The 17593-nt window shown below is 61.8% G+C and carries 17 protein-coding genes; 3 read left to right on the top strand and 14 right to left on the bottom strand.

Features of this window, described 5'->3' with window-relative positions; all coding sequences use genetic code 11:
* The first annotated feature begins 89 nt into the window (after positions 1-89).
* The 3 genes from AC1RR7_RS27070 to lptF all read left to right on the top strand — a co-directional run bounded on the left by AC1RR7_RS27070 (position 90) and on the right by lptF (position 1957).
* Complete coding sequence (locus AC1RR7_RS27070; RefSeq protein WP_096819655.1) at positions 90-434, top strand: pilin assembly protein; 345 nt, start codon at positions 90-92, stop codon at positions 432-434.
* A gap of 274 nt (positions 435-708) precedes the next feature.
* Positions 709-1113: a DUF4398 domain-containing protein gene (locus tag AC1RR7_RS27065; protein WP_493065348.1), complete on the top strand. Its 405-nt coding sequence runs from the start codon at positions 709-711 to the stop codon at positions 1111-1113.
* Between the two features lie 55 nt (positions 1114-1168).
* Positions 1169-1957, top strand: a complete 789-nt coding sequence (gene lptF / locus AC1RR7_RS27060) for a lipotoxin F family OmpA-related lipoprotein LptF (RefSeq protein WP_096819657.1) — start codon at positions 1169-1171, stop codon at positions 1955-1957.
* A 64-nt stretch (positions 1958-2021) separates the two neighbouring features.
* Here lptF and AC1RR7_RS27055 read toward each other — a convergent pair whose 3' ends face one another.
* The 14 genes from AC1RR7_RS27055 to AC1RR7_RS26990 all read right to left on the bottom strand — a co-directional run bounded on the left by AC1RR7_RS27055 (position 2022) and on the right by AC1RR7_RS26990 (position 17290).
* Positions 2022-2351 carry a PA3694 family proteiin gene (locus AC1RR7_RS27055; RefSeq protein WP_096819658.1) on the bottom strand — a complete coding sequence of 110 codons (330 nt, stop codon included), beginning with the start codon at positions 2349-2351 and terminating at the stop codon, positions 2022-2024.
* The gene (locus AC1RR7_RS27050; RefSeq protein ID WP_102621444.1) at positions 2348-3262 is read right to left on the bottom strand and encodes an alpha/beta hydrolase; all 915 of its coding nucleotides are present in this window, start codon (positions 3260-3262) and stop codon (positions 2348-2350) included. Before AC1RR7_RS27050 ends, AC1RR7_RS27055 begins: the two co-directional genes overlap by 4 nt.
* 58 nt (positions 3263-3320) lie before the next feature.
* Positions 3321-4598: a flavohemoglobin expression-modulating QEGLA motif protein gene (locus AC1RR7_RS27045; RefSeq protein WP_102621445.1), complete on the bottom strand. Its 1278-nt coding sequence runs from the start codon at positions 4596-4598 to the stop codon at positions 3321-3323.
* A 33-nt stretch (positions 4599-4631) separates the two neighbouring features.
* Positions 4632-5186 carry a hypothetical protein gene (locus AC1RR7_RS27040; RefSeq protein WP_192559889.1) on the bottom strand — a complete coding sequence of 185 codons (555 nt, stop codon included), beginning with the start codon at positions 5184-5186 and terminating at the stop codon, positions 4632-4634.
* A gap of 46 nt (positions 5187-5232) precedes the next feature.
* Positions 5233-5937 (bottom strand): TetR/AcrR family transcriptional regulator, encoded by a 705-nt coding sequence (locus AC1RR7_RS27035; protein WP_096819676.1) that lies wholly within the window; start codon positions 5935-5937, stop codon positions 5233-5235.
* Positions 5938-6055: 118 nt separating this feature from the next.
* The gene (lysS, locus tag AC1RR7_RS27030; protein WP_096819662.1) at positions 6056-7558 is read right to left on the bottom strand and encodes a lysine--tRNA ligase; all 1503 of its coding nucleotides are present in this window, start codon (positions 7556-7558) and stop codon (positions 6056-6058) included.
* A 69-nt stretch (positions 7559-7627) separates the two neighbouring features.
* Positions 7628-8723 (bottom strand): peptide chain release factor 2 gene (prfB, locus tag AC1RR7_RS27025; RefSeq protein ID WP_102621447.1). Its coding sequence is split into 2 segments (ribosomal slippage): positions 7628-8650 and positions 8652-8723, totalling 1095 coding nucleotides; the frame shifts between segments, so codons are not numbered across the junction.
* 106 nt (positions 8724-8829) lie between these two features.
* Positions 8830-9831, bottom strand: coding sequence for a response regulator (locus tag AC1RR7_RS27020; RefSeq protein ID WP_096819664.1), 1002 nt, complete (start codon positions 9829-9831; stop codon positions 8830-8832).
* Positions 9832-9879: 48 nt separating this feature from the next.
* Positions 9880-10890, bottom strand: coding sequence for a chemotaxis response regulator protein-glutamate methylesterase (locus AC1RR7_RS27015; protein ID WP_096819665.1), 1011 nt, complete (start codon positions 10888-10890; stop codon positions 9880-9882).
* Entirely contained in the window at positions 10887-13181 is a 2295-nt protein-coding gene (locus AC1RR7_RS27010) for a hybrid sensor histidine kinase/response regulator (RefSeq protein ID WP_493158783.1), read from the bottom strand. Before AC1RR7_RS27010 ends, AC1RR7_RS27015 begins: the two co-directional genes overlap by 4 nt.
* Positions 13178-13861, bottom strand: coding sequence for a chemotaxis protein CheW (locus tag AC1RR7_RS27005; protein WP_493158795.1), 684 nt, complete (start codon positions 13859-13861; stop codon positions 13178-13180). Before AC1RR7_RS27005 ends, AC1RR7_RS27010 begins: the two co-directional genes overlap by 4 nt.
* Complete coding sequence (locus AC1RR7_RS27000; protein ID WP_273539127.1) at positions 13861-15135, bottom strand: CheR family methyltransferase; 1275 nt, start codon at positions 15133-15135, stop codon at positions 13861-13863. The genes AC1RR7_RS27005 and AC1RR7_RS27000 overlap by 1 nt, the downstream gene beginning before the upstream one ends.
* Positions 15132-15668, bottom strand: a complete 537-nt coding sequence (locus tag AC1RR7_RS26995; protein WP_096819668.1) for a chemotaxis protein CheW — start codon at positions 15666-15668, stop codon at positions 15132-15134. Before AC1RR7_RS26995 ends, AC1RR7_RS27000 begins: the two co-directional genes overlap by 4 nt.
* Complete coding sequence (locus AC1RR7_RS26990) at positions 15668-17290, bottom strand: methyl-accepting chemotaxis protein (protein WP_096819669.1); 1623 nt, start codon at positions 17288-17290, stop codon at positions 15668-15670. Before AC1RR7_RS26990 ends, AC1RR7_RS26995 begins: the two co-directional genes overlap by 1 nt.
* Positions 17291-17593: the final 303 nt, after the last annotated feature.

Here is a 17593-nt window from a genome sequence, read left to right as displayed (position 1 = left end):
CTCAACAGTAAGCCCCACAACGGCTTGCCGCCGGCTGACGGCGGACACTCACCCAGACCTGCCACGAGCAGGTGCGACATGAGGTCATTATGAAAATCCGTGAACTCGCCCAGCATTGGGAAGAAACCGCCAAGGGTCGTCTGACCGAGACCGGCTATACGATTCATCTGGATGTGGAAGCGGCCGCACGGCTGGCCGCGATCGCCGAGATGTACCCCAAACGCCACGCCGAAGAACTGCTCGGCGAGCTGATCGGCGCCGCCCTCGAAGAGTTCGAAGCGAGCCTGCCGTATGTGAAAGGTTCGACCGTGGTCGCGACCGATGAGGAAGGTGATCCGCTGTATGAAGACGTCGGCCCGACGCCGCGTTTTCTCGCGTTGTCGCGGCGTCATCTGCACGATTTATCGGCCGCCGTCGGTAAGCAGAAACACTGATTTTTCCTGCCTCTCCTCTCCCTTGAACAGCCCTGTCCCCGAGCCTGAAAAGGCCCGGGGATACCGCTGCGCACGTCCAAAGTTCCCGGTTTAGAGCCTTGTCCATTCGGTCAGAATATTTTTTGGCGATGAGCCATCTTTTCTGAACTTTTAAAAAAAGCCTTCGGTCGGAACAGGTAACCACGCCTGGAACGAGCGTTTCAAAACGCACTTGCACATGACGGTTGCGGCTCCGCTACCAGGATGGATTTCGAAGCTTTCAAGGAGTTAACCAATGGAGTTGAAGACCATGAAGACCCAAACCTCGTTCTCCCACCTGCGCGGTCTGAAACTGGCCGCTCTCGCCATCGGCACCAGCTTCGTGCTGGCCGGTTGCGCCGGCAATCCACCGACCGAGCAGTACGCCGTCACCCAATCGGCGGTCAACAGCGCGGTCAGTGCCGGTGGTACCGAATTCGCCGCCGTGGAAATGAAGCAGGCACAGGACAAGCTCAAACAAGCCGAAATCGCCATGCACGACAAGAAGTATGACGAGGCTCGCAAGCTGTCCGAGCAAGCCGAGTGGGACGCTCGCGTAGCAGAACGCAAAGCTCAGGCGGCGAAAGCTGAACTCGCTGTGAAGGATGCCCAGAAAGGTGTTCAGGAACTGCGTCAGGAAAGTCAGCGCACCGTGCAATAAGCGCGCATCCCGACTGCAAGGCTGAATCTCTTACCGATAGAAAGGACGAACGATTATGCGTAAACAACTGATGATCCCCGCTCTGCTGGCCGCAAGTGTTGCCCTAGCTGCCTGCTCGACGCCGCCGAACCCGAACCTGGAACAGGCGCGCACCAACTACGCCGGTCTGCAGGCCAACCCGCAGGCGAGCAAAGTGGCCGCACTGGAAACCAAGGACGCCAGCGATTACCTGGACAAGGCTGACAAGGCCTATCTGGACAAGGAAAACGCGGCCAAGGTTGACCAACTGGCCTACCTGACCAACCAGCGCGTGGAAGTGGCCAAGCAGACCATCGCCCTGCGCACCGCTGAAAACAACCTGAAGAACGCCTCCGCCCAACGTGCCCAGGCACGTCTGGATGCCCGCGATCAACAGATCAAGCAGTTGCAGGACAGCCTCAACGCCAAGCAGACCGATCGCGGTACGCTGGTGACCTTCGGTGACGTGCTGTTCGCCACCAACAAGGCTGACCTGAAATCCAGCGGCCTGGTGAACATCAACAAACTGGCGCAATTCCTTCAGGAAAACCCTGATCGCAAAGTGATCGTCGAGGGCTACACCGACAGCACTGGCGCGGCGAACTACAACCAGTCGCTGTCCGAGCGTCGTGCGACTTCGGTGCAGGTGGCGCTGATCAAAATGGGCGTCGATCCGTCGCGCATCGTGGTGCAGGGTTATGGCAAGGAATACCCGGTGGCGGATAACGGCAGCGTCTCGGGCCGTGCGATGAACCGTCGGGTGGAAGTGACCATTTCCAACGACAACCAGCCGGTGATTCCGCGTTCGGCTGTCAGCTCGAACTAAGCGTCAAGCGGTAACGAAAAAGCCCCGCCTGAATGATCAGGCGGGGCTTTTGTTTGCCGCAGGCTTACTCTTCCAGCTTCTGCGGGGTCTCCTGGCCCATGCAGCGCACAGCCTTTTTCTGGCCGTTGATCAGCACCCCGGTCAGGCCTTTCTGTTCGGTGTCGAACAGCACCAGCACGCCATCGATGCATTGCGCCACTTGCGGCGCCGGGTCCAGAGAGACTTTGTAGTCTTCGCCGGGAATGGTCTTGAGCATGGTGAATTCGTTGAGCAGCAACGCATCCTCGGGTTTGGCGAAGTGCAGGTAACCGTAGTACCACAGGGCACCAACAGTGCCGAGGATGCTGCAGATACCGGTGATGATCAGCGGGATGGCGTTACGTTCTTCACTCATTGCGGACTCTCTGGTGGTTCAGCTTCAGAATTCTGGGGAGGCGGATAATTCGGGACTTCGCCGAGGCGGCGCAGGCCGTTGAAGTGCTCGGGATCGTCGAGGTAGCGCAGCATCACCTGACGCCACACCGGATCGCCGAAGGTCTGCACATGGCCGCCGCGAGTCAGTTGCAGCACGCGAGGCGGCGGCGCAGCTTGATACAGACGGATGCCGTTGGAAAGGGGCACCAGCGGATCGTCGAGGCTGTGGAAGATCAGTTTCGGCACGCCGTTGAGTTGCGGCATCGCGTTGATCGCGCTGTCACCGTCCGGCACCAGCCACGACAGCGGCACCTGGAACGGCCAGGTCATCCATGAAGTGCTGAGGGCGTATTGGCCGACGCTGCGATAACTGGCGGGCACACCGTCGAGCACCAGCGCCTTGAGTTGCTTTTGTCTTTCCGGATGTTGTACCAGCCAATGCACGGCCATCGAGCCGCCGAGGCTCTGGCCCAGCAACACCAGCGGTTTGCCTTTGACTTCCGGCGCCTTGTCCAGCCAGGCGAACGCGGCGTCGATGTCCTGATAGATCGCCGGCAGACTCGGCTCGCCCTCGGACAAGCCGTAACCGCGATAGTCCACCAGCAGCACTTGATAGCCGTTTTTCGGCAACCACCAGCTCCCGCCCAGGTGCATCGGCAGGTTGCCGCCGTTGCCGTGCAGGTGCAGGACCGTGCCCTTGACCTCGACACCGGGTTTGGCCGGCAGCCACCAGGCGTTCAGCTTGAGGCCGTCGGCGGTGGTCAGGGTGACGGTGCGGTATTCGAGCTTGGCCTTTTCCGGCGTGAAGATCTGACCCGGCTCGGGGTAGAACAGCAAAGAGCTGCAACCGCCGAGGGTCAGGAGCAGGCAGAAGATGCCGAGGATTCTCATCCGTTGAAACCTCGCGAAATTCGGGTTCCCACGCAGCGCGTGGGAACGTTCAAGGGGGCTACAGGATGTTCGAGTAATCGGCCTCGATCCGGTCCAGGCTCAAGTGATTGAGGAAGTTGGAGAAGCACATCCACGCCGACAACGCGTTCATGTCGCGGAACTGGTCCGGCAAATACTTCGGCGGTACCACCAGGCCTTCGTCCACCAGCTGACGCAGGGTTCGCATGTCCTCAAGGGTTGTCTTGCCGCAGAACAACAGCGGGATCTGCTCAAGCTTGCCCTTGCGCACGGCCAACTGAATGTAGTTGTAAACCATGATGAAGCCCTTGAGGTAGGACAAGTCTTTGGTGAATGGCAGACCGGTCGGCGTCGATCCCCGGAAAACCCGACTGGCATTGCCATAGCTTTCGGCCATTTCAAAGCCCTGCTCGCGGAAGAACTCGAAGATCTGCAGGAAGTCCGCGCCCTCCTCGACCATATGAATGGCGCGGGTGCGGTTGGTCAGTTTGCGCAAGCGGCTCGGGTAGGAGGCGAAGGTGATGATTTCCATCAGGATCGCCAGGCCTTCCTGAGTCACGGTCGACGAGGGCGGGCCTTTGGACAGGAAGGTGCAGATCGGCTGGTTCAGACCGTTGAGCGTGGTGCCGACGTGCACCAGGCCTTCGTGGACTTCCAGCGCGCGCACGTCGCGGTCGTTGAACATCGCGTCGGTGCGGATCTTGATATAGTCGGCGCCCGCCGCCGCGTCGGCGACGATCCCGTCGGACTCGAACACGCGGATGGTTTCCTCGGCCTCGCCGAACACCTTGTTCAGGCGGGTTTGCAGCAGGTGCACGGCATCCTTGGCGGTGAGGATCTTCGGTTCGTCCTTCAGGTCGCCACGGCCGTCGATGTTGTTCAGGTAGTCCGACATCATCAGGCCAAGGTCGGCCAGGGTCGGGTCACCGGCGTGGAACGCATCGGACGCGGCGCCGTACAGTTCCTGGGAAATCAGGCCGAAATCCTCGGTGCCGCGCGCTTCGAGCATGCGCACCACCATCCGGTATTCCTTGCACATGCGGCGCATGATCTGGCCGACCGGGTTGAACTGGCCGAGCTGGCGGGTGATGTCGCGCTCGATGTTCTGGAATTCCAGCTTCACCTTGCTCGAATCGAAAGACAGCGGCCGGTTGAGGTAGTAGTCGCGATCCACCGCCGGCAATTCCTTGCCCTTGGCCTTGAGAAAACCCTTGCGGATGTTCTCGTCCCACTTGACTGCGTCAAGGACGCGAATCGGCGTCTGCGCCAGCACAATGCGATCGGACAGCGTGCGTATCGTCTGCTGGTAATCGTCCACCCGAAACTCCTGTAGAAAACGTGACGAACTGAATTATTTGGCCTTGGCCTGATGCTGGTAGCGCGCCGCTTCGACGAAAACGTCGGAATTGGCCGGGTCGTCGAGGTAAGCAAAGACCTTTTCGAGAGTGCTGTCGACTTGCACGCCCTCGCCGTCATCGGTCTGGAAGCCCTGGCCGTCGAGGCTTTTCTGCGCGATGGCCTGGTTGATCTGTTCGAGATCGAGGTTGTAGATCACCAGTTCGTGCTTATCGGTAATCTCGAAACCGGCGATGGTGAAGTGCCCGCCATACTGCGCCGGCACCTTCGCCGACAGATACCAGCGGTTGCCATGGCGTGACACGGTGAATGGATAGGCTTCGCGCTCGCGGGGTCTGGCCTTGAAGTACGCAACCGCCTGATAGCGGTCGTTGCCCAGGCGCGTCAGTTCCAGGTTCATCGGCTCGCCCCAGGCGTTGGTGCTCGACCATTGGCCGAGCAGGCCCTTGGGCGCCGGCTCACTGGCGGGCAGCGGCTCCTTGAAGGTCACCAGACAACCGCTGAGCAGCAGGAACGACAGCGCGATCAACGCGCCACGCCAGGCTTTCATTCAACACTCCCTATGAACCGAACTCGCCACCGGACCTGTGGGAGCGTTACATCGACGCCAGCACCAGGTGCATATAGCGGGTCAGAATGCCGAGCATGTCCTCTTCGGCCAAAGGCTCGGCGTCGTTGAGCAGGCCCTGATATTCCATCCGTCCGATAATCGCCGTCAACACCTTGGCATCCTGCTGCGGCTCGCGTGAGCCCAGCACCTGGAACAACTGGCAGGTGCCCTGCAACAGAATCTGCTGGTGGGAGCGCACCAATACCGCCAGACGCGGGTTGAGCAGCGCTTCCTGACGAAAAGCCTGTTCGGCCATCAAGTGCTCGCGGCGATTGACCAGTTGCCGGTGCACGTAGTCAGCCATCAACCGGGCGATATCGTCCGCCAGCTGCGAGCGCGACTCCGGGCTGCCGTCGCCGCTGACCACCATTTCGCGCAGCAGGCCTTCGTTGTTGATCCACAACTTGGCCATGTAGGCCGCGCTGCGTTCAACGTATTGGGCGAAGGTATCGGTGAGCAGGTCATCGATGTCCTTGAAGTAATAGGTGGTCGCCGACAACGGCACACCGGCTTCGGCCGCCACCGCACGGTGGCGCACGGCACGCACGCCGTCGCGCACGACAATGCGCATCGCCGCGTCGAGAATGTCCTGCCGACGCTGCTCGCTGCCCTGTCGGCTGGCCTTGCGGCCCTGGTACTGAACACTTTCAGCGACCGCAGTGGCGATTCCCGCTGCACCCTCTTGAGCCATTGCACCGATCACGACAGGCATACCTCTGTTGTTTTCTTCAAAATTAACCATTTGATACGTTTGTACCAGACAGGCAATAAAAAGCCGCCCATTTCAGGCGGCTTTTTTATTGAAACACTTACGCTTGTGGCCGCATGTGCGGGAACAGGATCACGTCGCGGATCGACGGGGAGTTGGTCAGCAGCATCACCAGACGGTCGATGCCGATACCTTCACCGGCCGTTGGCGGCATGCCGTACTCCAGCGCGCGAACGAAGTCGGCGTCGTAGTGCATGGCTTCGTCGTCGCCGGCGTCCTTGTCGGCCACCTGCGCCATGAAGCGCTCGGCCTGGTCTTCCGCGTCGTTCAACTCGGAGTAGGCGTTGGCGATTTCACGGCCGCCGATAAACAGCTCGAAGCGGTCGGTGACGTTCGGGTTGTCATCGTTGCGACGGGCCAGCGGTGACACTTCGAACGGGTACTGAGTGATGAAGTGCGGCTGCTCCAACTTGTGCTCGACCAGTTCTTCGAAAATCATCACCTGCAGTTTGCCCAGACCTTCGAAACCCAGCACCTTGGCACCGGCCTTCTTGGCGATGGCGCGAGCCTTGTCGATGTCGTTCAGGTCATCGGCGGTCAGCTCGGGGTTGTACTTGAGGATCGAGTCGAACACCGACAGGCGCACGAACGGCTCGCCGAAGTGGAACACCTTGTCGCCGTACGGCACGTCGGTGCTGCCCAGAACCAGCTGCGCCAGTTCACGGAACAGTTCTTCGGTCAGGTCCATGTTGTCTTCGTAGTCGGCGTAAGCCTGGTAGAACTCCAACATGGTGAATTCAGGGTTGTGACGAGTCGAAACGCCTTCGTTACGGAAGTTGCGGTTGATCTCGAACACTTTTTCGAAGCCACCAACCACCAGACGCTTGAGGTACAGCTCTGGGGCGATACGCAGGAACATTTCCATGTCCAGCGCGTTGTGGTGGGTTTCGAACGGCTTGGCCGCGGCGCCGCCAGGGATGGTCTGCAGCATCGGCGTTTCGACTTCGAGGAAGTCGCGCTTCATCAGGAAGCTGCGGATGTGCGCGATCACTTGCGAACGCACGCGGAAGGTCTGACGCACGTCTTCGTTGACGATCAGGTCAACGTAGCGCTGACGGTAGCGCTGTTCGGTGTCGGTCAGGCCGTGGTGCTTGTCCGGCAGCGGGCGCAGGGATTTGGTCAGCAGGCGCACACTGGTCATCTCGACGTACAGGTCGCCCTTGCCGGAACGGGCCAGGGTGCCTTCGGCGGCGATGATGTCGCCCATGTCCCAGGTTTTCACCGCGGCCAGGGTGTCTTCGGACAGGGTCTTGCGGTTGACGTAGACCTGGATGCGACCGGTCATGTCCTGGATCACCATGAACGAGCCACGGTTGAGCATGATGCGACCCGCAACCTTGACCGGGATCGCAGCCTCTGCCAGCTCTTCCTTGGTCTTGTCCGCGTACTGTTTCTGCAGTGCTTCGCAGTAGTTTTCGCGGCGGAAGTCGTTCGGGAAGGCATTGCCCTTGGCGCGCTCGGCAGCAAGCTTTTCCTTGCGCAGGGCGATCAGGGAGTTTTCTTCCTGTTGCAGGGCTTGCGGATCGAGTTGTTGGTCGCTCATGTCTTTAAATATTCCATCACAGGTTCGTTGCCCCCGCCGATGGCGGGGGACTTGAGGTCGGGTGAAAGCTTACAGCCCCGATTTCAGGCTGGCTTCCAGGTATTCGTCGATGTCGCCGTCGAGCACCTTGTCGCAGTCGCTGCGTTCGATGTTGGTGCGCAGATCCTTGATCCGCGACGCATCGAGCACGTACGAACGGATCTGGTGACCCCAGCCGATATCCGACTTGGTGTCTTCCAGCGCCTGGGACGCCGCGTTGCGCTTCTGCATTTCCTGCTCGTACAACTTGGCCCGCAGCATTTTCATGGCGGTGTCCTTGTTCGCGTGCTGGGAACGTTCGTTCTGGCAGCTGACCACGGTGTTGGTCGGTACGTGGGTGATACGTACGGCCGAGTCGGTGGTGTTTACGTGCTGACCACCGGCACCGGAGGAACGATAGGTGTCGATCCGCAGGTCTGCCGGGTTGATTTCGATTTCCACCTTGTCGTCGATCTCTGGCGAGACGAACACCGCGGAGAACGAGGTGTGGCGACGGTTGCCGGAGTCGAACGGGCTCTTGCGCACCAGACGGTGCACGCCGATCTCGGTCCGCAGCCAGCCAAAGGCGTATTCGCCCTTGATGTGCACGGTAGCGCCCTTGATCCCGGCGACTTCACCGGCCGACAGCTCCATGATGGTCGCGTCGAAACCGCGTTTGTCGGCCCAGCGCAGGTACATACGCAGCAGGATGTTGGCCCAGTCCTGGGCTTCGGTGCCGCCGGAACCGGCCTGGATGTCCAGGTAGGCGTTGTTCGGGTCCATCTCGTGGCTGAACATACGGCGGAATTCGAGCTTGGACAGGGACTCTTCCAGACCTTGAAGGACTTCGACGACGTCGTTGACCGCGCCCTCGTCGTTCTCTTCAACGGCCATGTCCAGCAGCTCGCGGCAATCGGCCAGGCCACCGTTCAGTTCGTCGAGGGTGTCGACGATCTGCGCCAGCGCAGCGCGCTCGCGGCCCAGTTCCTGGGCGTATTCAGGTTTGTTCCAGACTGCAGGATCTTCAAGCTCGCGATTGACTTCGATCAGACGCTCATGCTTTTGATCGTAGTCAAAGATACCCCCGAATAGTTTCGGAGCGCTCGGACAGGTCCTTGATGGTGTTCAGGATCGGGTTGATTTCCATGACGGGCAGCACTCGTTGGCGAACTTTTGAAAGCCGGCGAGTATAACGTAATCAAGCTGTCACGGCAGCCCGTCTGGCGGCTCTTGAGGCGAATGAACCCGATGGTTCATTCGATCCTCACCTGATTGCGCCCATTGTTCTTCGCCAGATACAAACCACGGTCCGCCGCCGAGATCAGCAACCGGCAGTCGCTGCCCGCCTCCGGCACCATCGTCGCCAGGCCGATGCTGATGGTCAGACTCGACCCTTCGACCGGAGCATTGTGCGGAATCTTCAGTGCCGCCACGGTCTGGCGCAGCTTCTCCGCCACCAGTCGCGCCCCGCCCGGCGAGGTGTTGGGCAGCACCAGCGCAAACTCTTCACCGCCATAACGCGCCGGCAGGTCGGACGGCCGGGCGCTGGCCTCGCGGATCGCCGTGGCGACCTTGCGCAGGGCTTCGTCGCCTTCGACGTGGCCGAACGTGTCGTTGTAGGACTTGAAGTAGTCGACGTCGATCATCAGCAGCGACAACTGACTCTGGTCACGCAGCGAGCGGCGCCATTCCAGCTCCAGGTATTCGTCGAAGTGCCGGCGGTTGGACAGCCCGGTCAGGCCGTCGGAGTTCATCAGCCGTTGCAGGACGAGGTTGGTGTCGAGCAATTGCTGCTGGCTGACCCGCAACGCGCGATAGGCCGCGTCCCGTTGCAGCAGGGTCATGTAGGAGCGCGAGTGATAGCGGATGCGCGCCACCAGCTCGATGTTGTCCGGCAACTTCACCAAGTAATCGTTGGCCCCGGCCGAAAACGCCGCGCTCTTGATCAGCGGGTCTTCCTTGGTCGACAGGACGATGATCGGAATATCCTTGGTCGCCGGGTGATTGCGGTATTCGCGCACCAGGCTCAGTCCGTCGAGGCCGGGCATCACCAGATCCTGCAGGATCACCGTGGGTTTGATCCGTACCGCGTGAGCCACGGCCTGATGCGGGTCGGAGCAGAAGTGGAAGTCGATGTTCTCTTCATTCGACAGCCCACGGCGCACGGCTTCGCCGATCATCGCCTGATCGTCCACCAACAACACCATGGCGGCGTTCTCGTCGGTTTTGATGTCATCGATCTGTAAGTCATTCATGGGCGGTCACCTGAGTGCTGCGGGGGCCAGGATTGCGGATGGACGTGTTCATTTGGGGAAAATCTCCAGCAATCGTGGCGCTATCTTTTCCAGTGGACGGATTTCTACGGCTGCATCAATGGCCGCGGCGGCCTTGGGCATGCCGTACACCGCACTGCTTTGCTGATCCTGCGCGATGGTCAGGTAACCCTGTTGGCGCATGAGCTTAAGCCCTTGCGCCCCGTCGCGTCCCATCCCGGTCAATAAAACCCCTACTGCGTCACCGTTCCAGTAGTTGGCGACGCTTTCGAAAAACACGTCGATCGAGGGGCGGTAGATTTCGTTGACCGGCTCGGCGGTGTAGGCCAGCGTGCCGTTCTTGAGTAATCGGATGTGATGATTGGTGCCGGCCAGCAACACCGCGCCGGCCTGCGGCGGCTCGCCTTCCCGGGCCAGGCGCACGTCCAGGCCGCTGGCGCTGGCCAGCCATTCGGCCATGCCGGCGGCGAACACCTGATCGACATGCTGCACCAGCACGATGGCCGCGGAAAAGTTGCGCGGCAGGCCTTTGAGCAAAACCTCCAGCGCCGCCGGTCCACCGGCTGACGAACCGATCGCCACCAGCCGCTGGCACGACCCGGAACTGCGCGGTGTCGTCTGGGCCGGGCGGGCGCGAGCGGTTTTCTCGCCGATCAGCCAGCCGATATTCAGAATCTTGCGCAACAGCGGCGCGGCCGCCTGCTGGGCGTTGCCGGCGCCAAGGGCCGGGGTGTCGACCACATCCAGCGCGCCGTGGCCCATGGCTTCAAACACCCGGTGCACGTTCTGCTGGCGGTCAACGGTAACGATGACAATCGCGCACGGGCTCTCGGCCATGATGCGCCGGGTGGCCTCGACGCCATCCATCACCGGCATGATCAGATCCATCAGGATCAGGTCCGGGGTGTTTTCCGCGCACAGGCGCACCGCTTCGGCGCCATTGCTGGCGACCCACACCACCTGATGCGCCGGCTCGAAGGCCAGCGCCCGGCGCAGGGCCTCCACCGCCAAAGGCATGTCGTTGACGATTGCGATTTTCATGCCCGCGCTCCTCCGATGAGCTCAACCACCGCGTCGAGCAGGGCGTCGTCATGAAAACTGGCCTTGGCTAAATAATAGTCGGCTCCGGCGTCCAGTCCACGGCGCCGGTCTTCCTCGCGATCCTTGTAGGACACCACCATCACCGGCAGCGATTGCAGACGGTTGTCGCGGCGCAACAGCGAGACCAATTCGATGCCGTCCATGCGCGGCATGTCGATGTCGGTGATCAACAGGTCAAAGTCCTCGGAGCGCAGGGCGTTCCAGCCGTCCATGCCGTCCACCGCAACGGCCACGTCATAGCCGCGATTGAGCAGCAGTTTGCGTTGCAATTCGCGCACGGTCAGCGAATCGTCGACCACCAGAATCCGCTTGCGCGCCGCTTCTGCGGCCTGATGGCCGTGGCGGGCAATGCGCTCCAGACGCCCGGTGTTGAGTAGTTTGTCCACCGAACGCAGCATGTCTTCGACATCGACGATCAGCACCACCGAGCCATCGTCGAGCAGAGCGCCGGCGGAAATGTCCTGCACCTTGCCCAGTCGCTCGTCCAGCGGCAGCACCACCAGCGTGCGCTCGCCGATGAAACGCTCGACCGCTACACCATAGATCGCGTCGCGCTCGCGGATCACCACGACTTTCAGGGTATCGCCGCTGTTCTGGCTGGCCGGACGCTGCAATAACTGACTGGCCGCGACGAGCCCGACATGGCGGCCCTCGTGCCAGAAATGCTGGCGGCCTTCGACCTGCACGATGTCGTCCGGTGCCAGGTCGCACATGCGCTCGATGTGGGCCAGCGGGAAGGCGTAGGCCTCATCGCCGACCTCCACCACCAGACTGCGCACCACCGACAGGGTCAGCGGCACTTCGAGATGGAAGCGGCTGCCCTCGCCTGCCGTCTGCTCCAGCACCACCGCGCCGCGCAACTGGCGGACCATGTGCTGAACGGCATCGAGGCCGACGCCACGGCCGGACACTTCGGTGACCTTGTCGCGCAGGCTGAAGCCCGGCAGGAACAGGAAGGTCAGCAGTTCTTCTTCGCTCAACTGGGCGGCGGTTTCGGCGGGCGACAACTGGCGTTCGACGATACTGCGGCGGACCTTTTCCAGGTCCACGCCGTTGCCATCATCGCTCAGTTCCAGCACCAGCAGCCCGGCCTGGTGTGAGGCGCGCAGGCGGATCAGCCCTTCTTCGGACTTGCCTTTGAGCAGGCGCTCTTCCGGCGTTTCAATGCCGTGATCGACCGCGTTGCGCAGCAGGTGCGTCAACGGTGCTTCGAGCTTTTCCAACACATCGCGGTCGACCTGGGTTTTCTCGCCTTCGATCTCCAGCCGAACCTGCTTGCCGAGGCTGCGACCGAGGTCCCGTACCATCCGCACCTGACCCGACAGCACATCGGCGAACGGACGCATGCGGCAGGCCAGCGCGGTGTCGTAGAGCACTTGCGCGCGCTGACTCGCCTGCCAGGCAAACTCGTCGAGTTCGGCGTTTTTCTCTGCCAGCAACTGTTGGGATTCGGCAAGCAAACGCCGCGCATCTTCCAGCGCTTCCTGGGCCTCAAGGCTCAGGGCATGTTCCTTGAGGTGAACGTTAAGACTTTCCAGCGCCCGCAGACCATTGTTCTGCATGCGCTTAAGGCGTTGCATCGTGGCCAGGTGCGGCTTCAGACGCTGGGTTTCCACCAGGGATTTGCTCGACAGATCGAGCAGGCTGTTCAGGCGTTCGGCGGTGACCCGCAGCACCCGTTCGCCGCCTTCGGTGGTGCGTTTGCTCTTGCGCGGTGCGGGTTCTGGCTCGGCAGTTTCGACGGGGATTTCAACCGGCGTCGGCTCAACTACTGGGGGTGGCTGAAGCTGCAACTCGGCCATCGGCGGCGCGCTCGGAGCGACGGGTACCACTGCCGGCGCAACCGGATCGAGCAAACTGCCCATCAACGCCACGTAAGCCTCGATGTCCGCCGGTTGCGGGCCGTTGGCTGGCGTGGCAATGCGCATCAGCAAGTCAGTGCCCTGCAACAGCGCGTCGATATGTTCCGGGCGCAGGAACAGCCGCCCTTCCTGCGCACTGACCAGACAGTCTTCCATCACGTGGGCGACGCTGACGCCGCTGTCGATGCCGACAATCCGCGCCGCACCTTTCAACGAATGCGCCGCCCGCATGCACGACTCGAGCTGATCGGCCTGGGTCGGATTGCGTTCCAGCGCCAGCAGCCCGGCGCTGAGCACCAGGGTCTGGGCCTCGGCTTCGAGGCTGAACAGCTCCAGCAGGGAGGCGTCGCGCATTTGCTCGGGGGTCATGTGAGGCTCCGGGTCACGGCGGACAGCAGCTGTTCTTCATCCAGCCAACGCAGGCTGCGACCTTTGAAAGGCAGCACGCCTCGGGTGTATTTCGCACTGGCCTGCGCCCCGGAACGCGATGCGGCATCGAGGATTCGCTTGTCGATGGCGTGAATCCCGTCGACTTCGTCCACCGGCACCACCACCGGCCCGCCCTGGGCCGCGATGATCAGCATGCGCGGCATGATCCGTGCGCCCGTCGCTGGGGCGGCGTTGCTGTCGAGGTCGAGCAGTTCGACCAACGACAGGCACGCCACCAGCGCACCGCGCACGTTCGCCACGCCGAGCAAGGCCCGGGAGCGCTGATGCGGCAGAGAGTGAATCGCCTGCAACGGCGCGACCTCCACCAGACTGCGGGTGGCCAGGCCGAGCCATTCTTCGCCGAGGCGGAACATCAGCAGCGAACGGGTTTTCAGCTCGGTCTCAACCTGGATCGCCACCGGATCGCGTTCGTCCTGCTGCAGCGCATAGCGGTCGAGCAGGCGCGTGGCGGCGGCGGAATACACCGAGCAATTGCGGCAGTGAATGTGTTCTTCCAGCAGCGGGCAGGACTTGTCGCCGTGGATGCCGATGCGATTCCAGCAATCGTCGATGGCCCGGGCGTCTTCGTGGGTGACGTTCAAGGTGTCGGACGGGATCATCATTTACGCTCACTGTCGGCGGTGCGGCCGCTGCGGGCGGCGCGCTCCTGCAATCGTCTGGCACCGGCCGTGTCGCCCTGGGCCTGCAGCAACCCGGCCAGGTGCATCAAGGCTTCGGCGTGTTGCGGCTCGAGGTACAAAGCCTTGCGGTAAAAACCCTGGGCTTCGAGAGCACTGCCGGCAACATCGCTGAGCAGGCCAAGCCAGTAAAACACCTGGGCCACCGGCTCATGGCTGCGCAAATACTGTTCGCACGCAGCGCGGGCTTCGGCGCTTTTGCCTTCGTTGGCCAGGGCAGCGATGTTGGCCAGCAGGGTCGTGGCGTCGGGATTCGGGCTTTTGACGGTGGCGGGCAACGGTGTCACCGCGGCAAACGGCCGGTTGCGCACGGGCGGCGGAGGCGCGCTGCGCACCGGCTGGCGCACGGGCAACGGTGTCGGGATGGCGACCGGCATTGGCAATGGTTCGGGTTGCGGGTCGCTGTGGCGACTGAACGCGAAAGACTGCGGAATCCCGATCGAGCGCATGCCCAGCCGTCCGAGCAGGCTGCCCTCAGCCGGGCCGATAAACAGTACGCCATCCACATGGGTCAGGCGCTTGAGTACGGCGAACACCTGTTGCTGGGTCGGTTGATCGAAATAGATCAGCAGGTTGCGACAGAACACGAAATCGAACGGTGGCTCGCTGGCCAACAGCGTCGGATCCAGCACATTGCCGACCTGCAAACGCACCTGTTCGCGCACGTATTCATTCAGGCGATAGCCTTCGTCCTCCGGCATGAAATGCCGTTCGCGGAACGCCAGTTCCTGGCCGCGAAACGAGTTCTTGCCGTACAGCGCCCGTTGCGCCTTGTCCACCGACAAGGGGCTGACATCCATGCCATCGACCTTGAACTGATGGGGCTTGAGGCCCGCATCGAGCAACGCCATGGCAATCGAATAAGGTTCTTCACCGGTGGAGCACGGCAGGCTGAGAATGCGCAGCGCACGCATGTTGTTCAGCTCGGCCAGGCGCTTGCGCGCCAGTTTGCCCAGGGTGGCGAAGGATTCCGGGTAACGGAAAAACCAGGTCTCGGGGACGATCACCGCCTCGATCAGCGCTTGCTGTTCGTCCCTTGAGCCTTGCAGCGCTTGCCAGTACTCATCGGCCGTGACCATCTGCGACAGGATGATGCGCTGGCGCACCGCCCGCTCGATGATCGCCGGGCCTACCGAAGCAACGTCGAGACCGATGCGTTCCTTGAGGAAATCGAAGAAGCGCTGGTCGCTGCTCATGGCTGCTCCTCAAGCCGCGCCGGATCCAGCGGCGGCGTCGGGAACAACAGCGGGCGCACCGTTTCGTCCAGCAGGTCATTGACCCGAACCCATTGCACCAGCCCGCGAGCGTCTTCGCGCACCGGGCCCAGGTACGGCGCCTGACGATTGTCGAGGCCGTACGGCTGGAAATCATCCGGGTTGCAACGCAGGGTGTCGGTGGCCTGCTCGAGGATCAGCCCGAGCCATTGCGAGGGTTGCGAATCATCCGCGCGGTAATGCACCAGCACCAGCCGTGTGCTGGTGCGCGCCTCGGCTGGGTGACCGAACGTCAGGGCGCTGAGATCGATCACCGGCACCACCGAACCGCGATAGGCAAACACCCCCGCCACCCAGTGCGGCGCCCGGGCAATCGGCTTCAACGGCAGGCGCGGTAGCACTTCGGCCACTTCCGTGGCACGCAGGGCGTAGCGTTCGCTGCCGATGCGAAACAGCAGGAACAACGCCTGCTTCGCCACCGGTGCAGCGCTGCGTTTGGCGGTGATTTCGCTCATCAGACTTTGAATCGCGAAACGCCGCTGCGCAGGCCCACGGCCACCTGACTCAGTTCGTCGATGGCGAAACTGGCCTGACGCAACGACTCGACGGTCTGGCTGCTGGCATCACCCAGTTGCACCAGCGCATGGTTGATCTGCTCGGCGCCGGTGGCCTGGGCCTGCATGCCTTCGTTGACCATCAACACCCGCGGCGCCAGCGCCTGCACCTGATGGATGATCTGCGAGAGCTGCTCGCCCACTTGCTGGACCTCGGACATGCCGCGACGCACTTCCTCGGAGAACTTGTCCATGCCCATCACCCCGGCCGACACCGCCGACTGGATCTCGCGAACCATCTGTTCGATGTCATAAGTAGCGACAGCCGTCTGATCCGCCAGACGCCGCACTTCGGTGGCGACCACGGCGAAACCGCGACCGTACTCACCGGCCTTCTCCGCTTCGATCGCGGCGTTCAGGGACAACAGGTTGGTCTGGTCGGCGACCTTGACGATGGTGACAACTACCTGATTGATGTTGCCGGCCTTCTCGTTGAGGATCGCCAGTTTGGCGTTCACCAAGTCCGCAGCGCCCATCACCGAGTGCATGGTGTCTTCCATGCGCGCCAGGCCTTGTTGGCCGGAACCGGCGAGTACCGAGGCCTGATCGGCGGCGGTGGACACTTCGGTCATGGTGCGCACGAGGTCACGGGAGGTCGCCGCGATCTCGCGAGACGTCGCGCCGATTTCGGTCGTGGTGGCAGCGGTTTCGGTGGCGGTCGCCTGTTGTTGCTTGGAGGTGGCGGCGATCTCTGTCACCGACGTGGTGACCTGCACCGACGAGCGCTGGGCCTGGGACACCAGCGAGGTGAGCTCGGTCATCATGTCGTTGAAGCCGGTTTCCACGGCGCCGAACTCATCCTTGCGCTCAAGGTTCAAGCGGCTGCTCAGGTCGCCAGTACGCATGACTTCGAGGATCTGCACGATGCGGTTCATCGGCGCCATGATCGCGCGCATCAGCAACAGACCGCAGAAACCGGCAGCCAGCACGGCCACCAGCAGCGAGACAAACATGCTGACCTTGGCTGCCGCCACCGCGTCGTCGATGTTGGCCATGGCCTGGTCGGCGACTTTCTTGTTCTCGCCGATGATGTCGTTGAGTTTCATCCGGCCGCCAACCCAGGCCGGGGTCAGCTTCTCGTTGAACAGCTTGACCGCATCGGCTTCCAGATTGCGCTTGTGCAGATCCAGCACGGCGTCCTGGATCTTCATGTAGTTGTCGTGATCCTTTTCAAACGCGGCGAACTCGATCCGGTCCTCGTCGGTGGTCACGGTGTTGCGGTAGTTGGCCATCTGCTCCTGGAGACGTTTCTCGAAGGACTGGTAGTCCGCCGCGTCTTCACTGCTGACGCCCTGCCCTTCTTTCAGCCCCAGCAACTCCTGGGTCTGCAGATAGCTGTCGACCCACGCGCCGCGGATCATCGAGCTGTAATAGACGCCGGGAATCGCGTCGTCACGGACGCTGTTTTCACTGGCTTCGATCTTCAACAGCCGAGAATACGAGACGACCACCATCAGCAACATGATGGCGATAATCACCGCAAAGCTCGCCAAAATGCGTTGGCGCAACGTCCAGTTCTTCACAGTCAGTCCTCGGGGCCAGATCGAAATTGCGGGGGAGTATAGCTGAGGGCGGTGTTTCATTTATAAGACGGTTTGCCGCGCTCAAGCCTTCCGGTGTTAAACGGGGTGGGCTCTGGATAGGGACTTTCAAGCAATCGGAGGGCGGCGTGCCAGTGACGCAATGGCAAAAAGGGGCGATGGATTGGCCATTTCGGTTTTAGATGACCTGGCGACACAATAGCCATGTGCCATGGTGCGCAACTTCTTGCGCACTTGATTCGCAAAATCGCCGCCCGATATCGCTACAGCCCCCGAGTACCGTCG

Source organism: Pseudomonas sp. GW821-FHT11G12 (assembly GCF_058808055.1).
Note: the sequence above shows the minus strand (reverse complement) of the source record. Positions and strands in the feature narration are given on the sequence as shown.